At 53.2% G+C, this 10,481-nt stretch carries 5 protein-coding genes; 1 reads left to right on the top strand and 4 read right to left on the bottom strand.

What is annotated here, in order from left to right; all coding sequences use genetic code 11:
- Positions 1-10: 10 nt before the first annotated feature.
- The 4 genes from MHK04_RS08430 to MHK04_RS08445 all read right to left on the bottom strand — a co-directional run bounded on the left by MHK04_RS08430 (position 11) and on the right by MHK04_RS08445 (position 9,614).
- Entirely contained in the window at positions 11-3,697 is a 3,687-nt protein-coding gene (locus MHK04_RS08430) for a tape measure protein (protein ID WP_239208953.1), read from the bottom strand.
- Between the two features lie 53 nt (positions 3,698-3,750).
- Positions 3,751-4,116 (bottom strand): hypothetical protein, encoded by a 366-nt coding sequence (locus tag MHK04_RS08435; protein ID WP_239208955.1) that lies wholly within the window; start codon positions 4,114-4,116, stop codon positions 3,751-3,753.
- Positions 4,117-4,171: 55 nt separating this feature from the next.
- Complete coding sequence (locus MHK04_RS08440) at positions 4,172-4,465, bottom strand: hypothetical protein (RefSeq protein ID WP_239208957.1); 294 nt, start codon at positions 4,463-4,465, stop codon at positions 4,172-4,174.
- A 124-nt stretch (positions 4,466-4,589) separates the two neighbouring features.
- On the bottom strand, positions 4,590-9,614 hold the full coding sequence (locus tag MHK04_RS08445; protein WP_239227038.1) for a hypothetical protein: 5,025 nt from the start codon (positions 9,612-9,614) through the stop codon (positions 4,590-4,592).
- Between the two features lie 244 nt (positions 9,615-9,858).
- Between MHK04_RS08445 and MHK04_RS12290 the strand changes: the two genes are divergently transcribed.
- Positions 9,859-10,404 (top strand): adenine-specific methyltransferase EcoRI family protein, encoded by a 546-nt coding sequence (locus MHK04_RS12290; RefSeq protein WP_367404179.1) that lies wholly within the window; start codon positions 9,859-9,861, stop codon positions 10,402-10,404.
- Positions 10,405-10,481 lie beyond the last annotated feature (77 nt).

Below are 10,481 nucleotides of genomic sequence, written 5' to 3' on the forward strand. Positions count from 1 at the left end.
TTTCCTCCTGCTAGACGACCATTGGGGTGGTGAAGGTGTTGATTTTGACTCCGCGTTCGAGTGCTTCGATGCGGCGTTGATAATCGTCGAGGGCTTGGTTGACGCCGCGGCGTACATCGTCGGAGGAGACTTCCATATTGTCGCCGTTCATGTTGAGGTGAACTTCGACTGGTGGGAGGGCGGTTTTTCCGGGGTCGTCGGAGGTGCCTGCGACAGCGACTTTGACACGGCCTTGATTGTCAAGAATGTCTGGGGCGTTGGCCCCGTCGATTCCCCAGGGGGAGCCGAGGTCGTCGGTGATGTCGGCGAGTACGTCGCCGAGGAATTGTGAGCCCCATTCGATGGGGGCGCCGACGCGTTCTTCTTGACCGTTAAGCCATGCTTCGACGCCTTCTGAGAAGGTCTGAGCGGTGGCGTCCAGGTGCTTGGCGGCATAAGTAATGCCTTCAGCGAAATTAGTCATCTGTTGGGAGTTAAGTACCCATTCTGATTGGCCGGACGTGTTGACTGCAACAGAGTTATTGGGGAGTACACCACCGGAGTCGCGTAAGAATGCAGGTAGTACACCGCCGTTTTTGTAGCCTCCGGCGCGGTCGTAGGCCGCGGAGAGAGAACCGTAGGTAGCCATGGCGTAGTTCATGGAGGAGCGGATGTTGGCTTCCGGGTCCCAAATGTCGTCGAATCCGGGGTCTTTGTAGGATTGGAATGTGGGGTCGATGGTTTGCATAAGTCCCTTGGATGGGGTGCCGTTGACGGCGTTGGAGTCCCAATCGTTGATGGCGTGCGGGTTGCCTCCGGATTCTTGTTGCATGCGGCGCAGCACGGTATCGACGAGGGAGGCGGGCTGGCCTTTTTCTTTCAACAGGCGGGTGACAAGTCCGCGATACTTGTTGACGTCGCCGCCGACGCTTAAGTGCTCCTTGACCTTTTTGGCTACAGCGGCGACTTTGTCTTTGAGCCAGTTCCATGCGTTTTCGGCGCCTTTAGTCAGATAGGCGGGTGCGACGGATTTGGCTAGGTCGGTGCCGCTGCTGATGCCGAGTTTGTCTTTAACAGCGTTGATTTTGCCATCGAAGAGTTTCTTTGCTGCGTTGGCGAAGTCACCACCGAGCTCGATGGCTTTGTTGATGACGTCGTCAGTGACGTTCCATGCTTTGCCTGCTGTGGATTTGATGGCGCCGATAACACCGCCGTCAGCGAAGGAGCCGGAAAGTCCGGTGCCTTTTCCTGCTTGTGCTGTAGCGTTCATACGTGCGACTGCTGCTGGGCCGCCGACTGCTCTGGTCCATTCTGGGCGCATGATGGCCTCACCACCGGATAGGTTGAGCGTGCCTCCGGTAGGCGAGAAGAAAGTGTGTATGTCGCGGCCTGGGGTGTAGCCGGGCATGACACCACCAGTAGCAAAGCTGACCTCAGGAAGCTTTTCTACACCAGTTACCTTGGATACAGCGTTCCATGCGGGGCGAATGCCGTTGTTGTAGGCGACGTTGGCAATTTTGCCGGCAATTGACTTAATAGTTTCCCAGACACTGTTCCATGCGGATTTGATTCCATCAGCGGCTTTTTCAAACCACTGCTTAACTTGGTCAACCCCTTGCTTCATGCGGTCAAAAGCAGGACGAACGTGTGCATCAACAATGCCTTTAATGAAGTCTGACATGTGCTGCCAGGCGGGGAGTAGGACGTTGTCAATAATGGCCTTAATGCCGTCGACAACCATGTTCCAGACATTTTTTATCCCGTTAAATACTGGCTGAATAGCGTTATTCCAGATAGCGGACAAGAATTGGCTCATCGCGTCCCACGCTGGGATAAGTACCGTATCGATGAGGGCCTTGATGCCATTTACAACGGCTTCCCAGAGCTGCTTTATCAGGTTGAGGATTGGTTGGATAGCTGCTTCCCATAGGAAGTGCACTGCTTGTGCGACAGCGTCCCATGCGGGTTTGAGTACGTTTTCCCACAGGGCTTGAATGCCGGTTACGAGTAGCTCCCAGCCCATCTTAATGACGTTAAATCCAGCCATGAGAAGTGCTTTGAGAATATTGAATTGAATAACAATAGGCGTGATAAGCGCGGTGATGATATAAGGAGCTACCTGTTGAATCACACCCCACGCTTTCGCAAACCACTCACCAATAGACGAAAAGACAGGCTGAATCCATTCCCAGAAGCTGCGGAGCGCGTCACCAATCTTCGACAAGATTTGATGCCCGACCTCGGTCTTTGTCAAAAAGAGTGTAATGCCTGCAACGACGGCGGCAATAGCTGTGACAATAAGGCCAATTGGGTTTGTGTCAAAAATAGCCGCCAACAGTGCAGGCAAGGTACGCAGCCCAGTGAAGATGATGCGCCCGACCTTAATGATTCCGCCCAAAGCCTTACGGAATCCCATAAACCCCTTTATCGCAGGGCCCAACTTCGGCCCGAATGATGCGATAATGTCGCCGCCTGCCTTAAACGCCTTAAACCCGCGAGTGATCGGCGTAATGACTTTAGCCCACGTCATAAACCCACCAGCAGCCGCAGCAGCCAACCCTGGGTGCTTTTGCATTTCGTCGCCGAGCTTGGCGATAGTCGGGACAATGACACCGGAAATAATGGGAGTGATTACGCGAATCAAATCGGTGATTATAGGAAGACTTCCCACAGCAACAGCAGCCAAAGCGCCGACAATCGGGGGTAAAGCAGGCGCAATTGCACTAACAAGCTGTAAAGCAGCATCTGCCAACTCCTCCACATATGGACCAGCCTGACTAGCTAAATCCTGTAAAGGAGATAAAGAGTCAATGATTGAATTGAAGTTAATGTTCTCGATAATGTCGAACATTTTCGGGATGACGTCATCAGCCAAGTGGTCAAAGACAGGGGTAATCTTTTCAGATAGATTTTCTGCGAATTCTCCCACCACCGGCTTAATTTGCTGGAACCCGTCCGACAGTGCGTTAAAGACGGGAATCATACCGTCATAAAACGGTTTTTCGAATTTCGCGGTCACCTGAGAACGGAACGCTTTCATGGTGTCGAAGGAGCCTTTGAATGTTTCGCGTTGCTTTTTCGCGGCGCCGTCGAACATGTCGTTCATGGCGTTAGAAAAGTCCTCGAATGAGACCTTACCTTCGCTAATCATGTCGGTGACTTCTTCTTTAGATACGCCCATTTGGTCGGCAAGTTTTTGTTGCAGGCCGATTCCTCGTTCCATCAACTGGTGCATAACTTCACCGTCAACGTGGCCGCGGGCAGCAACCTTGGACCAAATAGAGCCCATCTCACCCATAGAGACACCAGAATGGGCGGCAGAGTCGGCAACACGGCTTAGCGTGTCCTGAAGGTCCTGCCCCGGCTTAATGCCCGAGCTGAGCATGACGGAGGCAACCTGGGCGGTATCACCCATGAGGAAGGAGGTGCCCTCAATGGACTTATTGACATTGCCCATAATCTGGTCGATGTCTTTGCCCTTGTAACCCAAACCCTCAAGGGCCTTTTCTGCCTTGTCGGTAGTGGCAAGGCGGTTAAAACCATCACTAAAGGCTTTGCCAGCACTCACGCCAGCCGCCGCAGTAGTAGCAACCGCACCAGCCTTCATGGTCTTCTTCAACCCGCCGGTGATTTTACTTCCCAGCTTTTCGCCCCACGAGCTAGAAGGGCTGACGACCGCTTTATCAATCTGCTTGCGTACTTGGGAGAAATCTCCCATTTTCGGCACGATACTGACCCAGCCGGTACCAACATCGAAGTTTGCACCCATGCTTAACCCCCGTCAATGCCAGGCCAGTCATTGCCCAGCCATTCGTCCATTTCTTGTTTTGTCAGTCCTTCTGCCTGAATTCCAGCAGTTTCGGTTTTCTTGTCGTCGACTCCGGGGCGGGGGATAGGCTTAGGCTTTTGCCCCTTACCGCCCCAAGCACTCATCGCCTGCTGGTCAGCAATATGCGCCAGGAGCTGATTGGTAAGGTTCCATTCCCAGTCTTTCTTTTGTGCATTGCGCACCAGCGCCGAGTCTGGGCCGGCGGTGGCAATCAAAGCGATGGCATCATTCCACGTGACACGGTCTGTGCCGTCGTTTATCCACCTCCACCTGATGCCGGCTTCGATGAGTTCCCTTTCGACTGCCATAGCGAATCGGGTGTCGGAGTCGACGGCGTCGATGAGGGAGACGATTTCGCCAAGGCTAGCTTTTGTCGCCGCCTTCGCTCCAGTCCTGCATGAACGTGTTGAACTCGTCCATGTGCATGTTATCGATGATATCGAGGGTGCCGGCGTCGGATTTATCGGCGGCGCGTTCAAGAATCATCCAGGAGAAGTCTTCATCATCGAGGCCGTCTCGCTTGGCGCGGCGGCGGTCTCCTACGGTGATGATGGAGTCAATGGGCGGCAGGCTGATTTTGTCACCGTTGTTTGTGGTGTAGTTGAACCAGTTGTCTGCGGTTGTGGTGTTTTTCTTGGCGTTCTTCTTTGCAGCCATAAGAAACAATTCCCCCGAATCGAATACGTGTTTTACATGCGGACTTGCGCAGTCTCCTACCTTGCTGGAAGGAGACTACTGCAATCCTTGCACCCTCATGATAGCAGCACTTATGTACGGCTGTTTACGGCCCAAAGCTAGCTAGCAACCATCCCAAACCGGCTGCGATTGCGAAGTAAGCCAAAATGAGTACAGCGACAATTGGGATAAAGGAATACAGGTACACAAGCACGATTGCTACCGCAAGGCCAGTTGACGCCATGAAACCAGTAACAGCCCCAGCAACATTGAGGACAACCACTAAAGCCACGAGGCCAATAGATACTGCAGCCACAACCGCTAACTGACCGATAATCCACAGTCGCAATAGTCGCCCCACCGGCGAATGCCGGGTGAGAAGGTTGAAAATATCCAACGGAATACCCACCAGTGGGAACGCAATCGTATTGACAACACGCAGATAAATCGGCACCAGGCTTAAGATGAGGATAAGCCCAGATACGGCAATAAACGTGACAGTCACAATGCCGGCAATTGCCACTCCTGTCACACGGTTGAATAGTGTCAGCGCCAGCGAGCCCAAAACAACACCCAAAAGACCTACCACCGCCGCGAAAACCGCAATGGATGAAATAAGGTCAACGGCCCGAATCGTATGCGAGATACTTGCCACCGTGACAATCAACAGGGCAGCAGACAAAATCAACACAGCCCACACGATGATGGGAGTAGCCGCGACGACCGCGGCCAAACGGGCACGGCGGAAGAGGCGCCTGCCAACACGCATCGGTGTACCGGCAACAACGAATGCAACCGAAGCGGCAAGAACAAGACCAGCCACCACCGTAAGCAGTCCAGCCAACGGCGTTAAAAGAACCCTCGGGTGAGTGGCAAGCATGCCCACAAACGTAGCTGCAGACAAGAACAAAATAATCGCGCCCGCCACACCAGGAACAATCGTCAACGCCGCCGCTGCAAACGTGACCGCAATTGTCAACAGTGACACCTTGGCTAATATCCTCCACGGCTGAGCCAACTTTCGCGCGGCCAGCAGCATTGGTACACCCACAAACATGGTCACGAAGGCAGAAATCATCAACCCCAATGCGAGTCGCTCCAACTTTTGGACCTTCATCCACGGGAAGGCACCAGCGATAACTCCAGCGTCCAAGAGTAAGTGGCGTGCCCCGCGGGCAGTAGCAAGTGCGACCACAATGGCAGAAACAACGGTAGCAATACTACTGAGGGCGAACTTTGGCCACTTCTTAAGACGTTGCCCAACCCACGTGAGAACAACAAGTGCAGCGATGACAAAACGATGATTCACGCCCAGCACAATTGCAACAGGGGTAAGCAAGCGAGCAGCAATGATAGGAAGCTTCCAGCCCATCCATCGCGCTGCCGCAATAACGCTCGAGGCGAGAACGCCTACCATCAGCGGAAGGATAGGACGGAGTACACGACCAACGATTCCCCGCGTACGAGCGACGACATGCGCTAGCGCGACCCCCAACGTAGTGACAGTATCGATGCCAAATGCATCCAAGAAAGTCCAGGGAAGGACAAAAGGAGTCAGTAGGTGGCGAAGCACACGTTGAGGCTTGGCCACTATATAGCCCACGAGCATGATTGCCAACTGTGCGATGCCCAAATTTCCTGCGCCGCCGGCGACAAGCCAAATGGTATTCGTTGCCGGATTAGCTGGTCCACCAGCCGCAGCCCACGCAGCCCACGCCGCTGCTGACACCCCACCGTAAGCGGCCAAAAGGAACCAGGCAACAGCTTGTACGCTGATGCTGTAAAGATTCCACTTCAGCAAGAAAACATTCATCGACAGTGGAATCAACACGCGATACAGCAGGCCTCTGTACGGCAAAAACAGTGCAGGAAGCGTCAACAACGCCACTATCAGTACTACTGCAGAGATTAGGCTAACCACAGTGGTGCCTACAGCACGCAGTGGATATAAAAACCGGGTCGGTGCAGCGAAAAACGGAATAAAACCTACAGCAACAACAGAGCGCACTACCTGAACGCCCTGAAGCACCAGCCGGATAATCCACGGTCCAATTCCCGCGAAAACACCAGTAGCCATAAACCCGACGCCGGCAAGCATGACACCCGCAGTTACCACGCGCAGCAGCAATTGGCCGGCACCACGCAGTCCAGTCACTATTAAGGACAGCTGATGGCCGATAAACAGCGCTACAGTAACACCCACCGTGGCGAAAGCTGCCGCTACGGCGGCGCCAGCAGCAATCACCGGCGGCGCTAAAATCGGCAGAAGCAAGATTGTGGCAACCGCCGTGGCCACAAACGACAAAGCAACAATAGCCCCCAACGCCAACAACACCGGAGCGACTGCCTTCTTCAAAAGCGGAAACGCCGCCACATTCGACGCCACCCACGCCACAGAAGCCACATAGAAAATAATCGACGCCGGAATAGCAATAAGTGCTGTCACAAATGCAGTTGCCCCAGCCCCAGCTACCGGCAACAAAGCCCCTACGGTGGAAAACAGTAAAAACAGTACCGCCAAAACAAAGCGTACTAACGGACGAATAACCAGCATTGCCGTCTGAAGCTGCTTACCTGCAAGCCGTGCCGTTACCAGTGACCGGAATGCCAATACCTGCATAATCGGCAACGACACCGCAACCGCAGTGACCACCGGCGGAATAGAGTGCACACGGAACCGCAACAAACGCAAAACCGCCAACGCGGTGCCCGCCCCAATGAGAGGTAAGAACACCCCACCAACAACCACCGTGCGAACCAAATTCAACAACAGTGACCGGCCTGACAGAGTAGAGCTGCGAAGCATCAAAAAGATAATGAGCCCCACAACAGTAGAGGCAAACAACGCCACAATGACGAACGTCGTCACAGCAATAGCAACCGCAACAACCGCTTTCTCCACACCGGTCAAACGCAAAGGCTGCGTAACCCGCAGTAAAATACGAGCCTTCGTCACCACCATCAGAACGATTGCAGCTAATGCTGCGAGATGAGCTAAAGCCCATCCTGCAGCCACAAACAGAACAATGGACTTCAATGTAACCGGCAACGCGCCAGCAATAACAACAAGTGGGAAATCTAAAATGATGAACTTCGCACCATTGACCACCGACCAAAAAATAAACAACGCCGCCAGCGGATGCCCAGTCAGAAGAGCAATCACAATCAAGTCCGCCGCCCACGGCAGCACCACTCCGCTGAGCCCAAAGCCGAAAAACTTCAAGGCCACAACCAGCATGCCCAACAACAGTCCCGCGGTCGATAAAGCAACCGGAACTGCAAGCAATGGTTTGCCAAACACCAACAGCACCAACGTCAACGCCACCCCGGCCGCCAAAGCCATCACCGGCAACGCCAACATCGCACCCACAAGAATCAAATCCTGTGTCGAAAGCTGTGCAATAGCCTTATTGACGCCATCAAGAAACGCATCCCACGCCCCAGTAAGCTGTGGAAGCACCTGCCCCAAATTCAAAGCATTCAACGCACCAATCCAGCCCTGGCCAATGTCACTAGCCACCGCAGTAACCAACAAACCCACGTCATTGGCAAGAGCAGGAGGATTCGACCAGTCCGTTAAAAACCTGTTCGCAATATCGCCATACTGAGCCGGGTCCAGCGCACCAATAAAGGCATTCCACGCCTTCACAAGATTCGACGGATTGAAAACACCCCAATTATCCCGAACAATGTCAACAACCGTGCCCCACAGCTGTTGCGCCGCGCGGTAGAGATTACTACCCGCACGAGCAATATCCGACAGAATCTCACCCGAGCTCATGCGCTTGATGAAATCCCCGGAAATATCATTCCAGCGGCGCATCGCATCACGAATGAACTCATTAACGTCGGTGATGTTCTGCCTGTTCAAAAAGCCACGCAGCGCGTTACCAACCATCTTTCCAACATCGCCAGACATCTGGCCCAAACGCCCAGCCCACGCACGAATAGGCCCAGCCCACTGTGAAAAACCAGCAGAGGACACCAGATCGGCCAAAGCATCACCCAAAGCAGGGAAATTCACCGACGCAATCGCATTATCAATCAGATGGTCAACATCACCACGCATAATGGCATCCAACCAATCCTGCCAATTCGCCCCCGCCGTCGACAGGAAATCACCAATAGCCTGCTGCACATCACCATTAGCCAAGCCAGCAATAAAGCCACCAACGCCAACACTCGACCACAGTGTGGCAATCTTCTTCAACGCATGCGCCACCGACTTACTCCGCCGGCGCAGCCACGACATTGCATGGTCAAAAGCCGCGCGAAAGTTATCCAAGTTAGCGCCGCTAATAAGGTCCCGCGGAGCCCAATCCGCAATGATGCGCAGCAACTCTGAATCAGTCATATCCGCAACCGTGTGCTCGACACGATTAATCAACTGATCCACCGCATCCAACAATGACCTCTCAGAAAGACGAGAAATAATATCCAGAGCAGTAGACACATTCACCCGGATAGCACCAAGATTCGTCAACCTGCCATCACCGGTAAAATAGTCCACCCACTCGCGTACCTTGCCAGCGAACGCAAAAGCCGGCCCTATATCGTCGCGCCCGGTAGGCTCCTGAGGATTCCTATCCACCAGACGGTACAAACACACACCATTCGCATCCGGCGTACACGACAGCGTCACCACACTGCCAGCCAACTCACTGCGATTAAACGCCTGCGAATCAATCGACGTCACCACCGCACGCGGGACAAACAAACGCACACGCTGCCCATCAGAAGCCAACAAATCAAAATTCAACGAACGATAAGGCAACGCCCCATCAAGTCGCTCCTCAACCCTCACACGCGAAGAATCAAACAACTCTTTGACGCCACCATCAGGGTGAGTCAGCCGCATCACCGCCGAATTCCCCAACTCCATAAAAGCCACAGACAGGCTCACCCCATCCGGTGAGGAGACAGTACTCATCGACAAACCAGACCACGATTTAGACTCCTCAGTATCTACCGACGCATCGACAGACACACCATCAGCAGATACATAACCCGCAGGGGCCATCCCGACGCCTGGAAGCCGACGCAATGGCTCACTCGCCGATAAAGGCACCGCAAAAGGACTCGACACCGACCGGCCAATCCACGCACCACCACCGGCCGAAACATTCGGCACACCATGGACAAGATTCCCCCGATTACGCATAAAACCCCCAAAATAGCGTCACAACACTTACACCAGTATAAAACACGGTTCTTACTACTCTGCCCGATAGGCGCCATCTCGCACACAGCTCCTATAATCTTCGCAAGGAGTCTCAGCCTCCCAAAATGCGAAGGTCCCACTAACCAAACGATTACTTCGTGCAATCAGAAAGATTGTGCATTAGCAAAGTTTCAAGAAACAACAGGAGAAAGCATTGACTAATCCCGAAGACCTACGTGCATGGAGGCGTGCTCGACTGGCCCGAAACGATGACCTACTTACCCAAGAAACCGACATCGAAAAGGAGCTCAGGCACTACACCTCCGTGTTCGAAGAAAAAGTGGTGTACTGCAACGCTGAATCCTCAAAAGAATCAAGCTTTGTCCGCTACTTTCAAAACCATTTCCATCAACTTAGACTCAAGAAACTTATTGCAACAGGACCTTCCAATTATAGGCGCCAAGGAAGCCTATACATTTACGATGGAGACAACGGCTCAGAATGGAAGTTAACGAAAAACGGCGACTTCCGAAGCGACGAATGCTTGGAATTTCTTTATCAATCCGACATTGTGGTCACTCACCCACCATATTCCCTGGCCCACGATTACCTCAACTATATGGAGATATTTCGGAAAAATTTTCTATTCATATCGCATATTGATTCAATCAAACGCAAGGACGTATTTAAGCTATTCCAAAATGGCCAACTATGGTTCGTGCTGTCAAGGGGTGAATGCGCCACTTCGACCGGGAGGTAGTTGTGACGCGTTGGACTCCGAAGGATGTTAAGGATGCTGCTGTTGAGCGCGTGGTGGCAGGCGAGGCAGTTAGCCTG

It is taken from the genome of Corynebacterium nasorum (assembly GCF_022345765.1).
In the GTDB taxonomy this organism is placed as follows: Bacteria; Actinomycetota; Actinomycetes; order Mycobacteriales; family Mycobacteriaceae; genus Corynebacterium; species Corynebacterium kefirresidentii.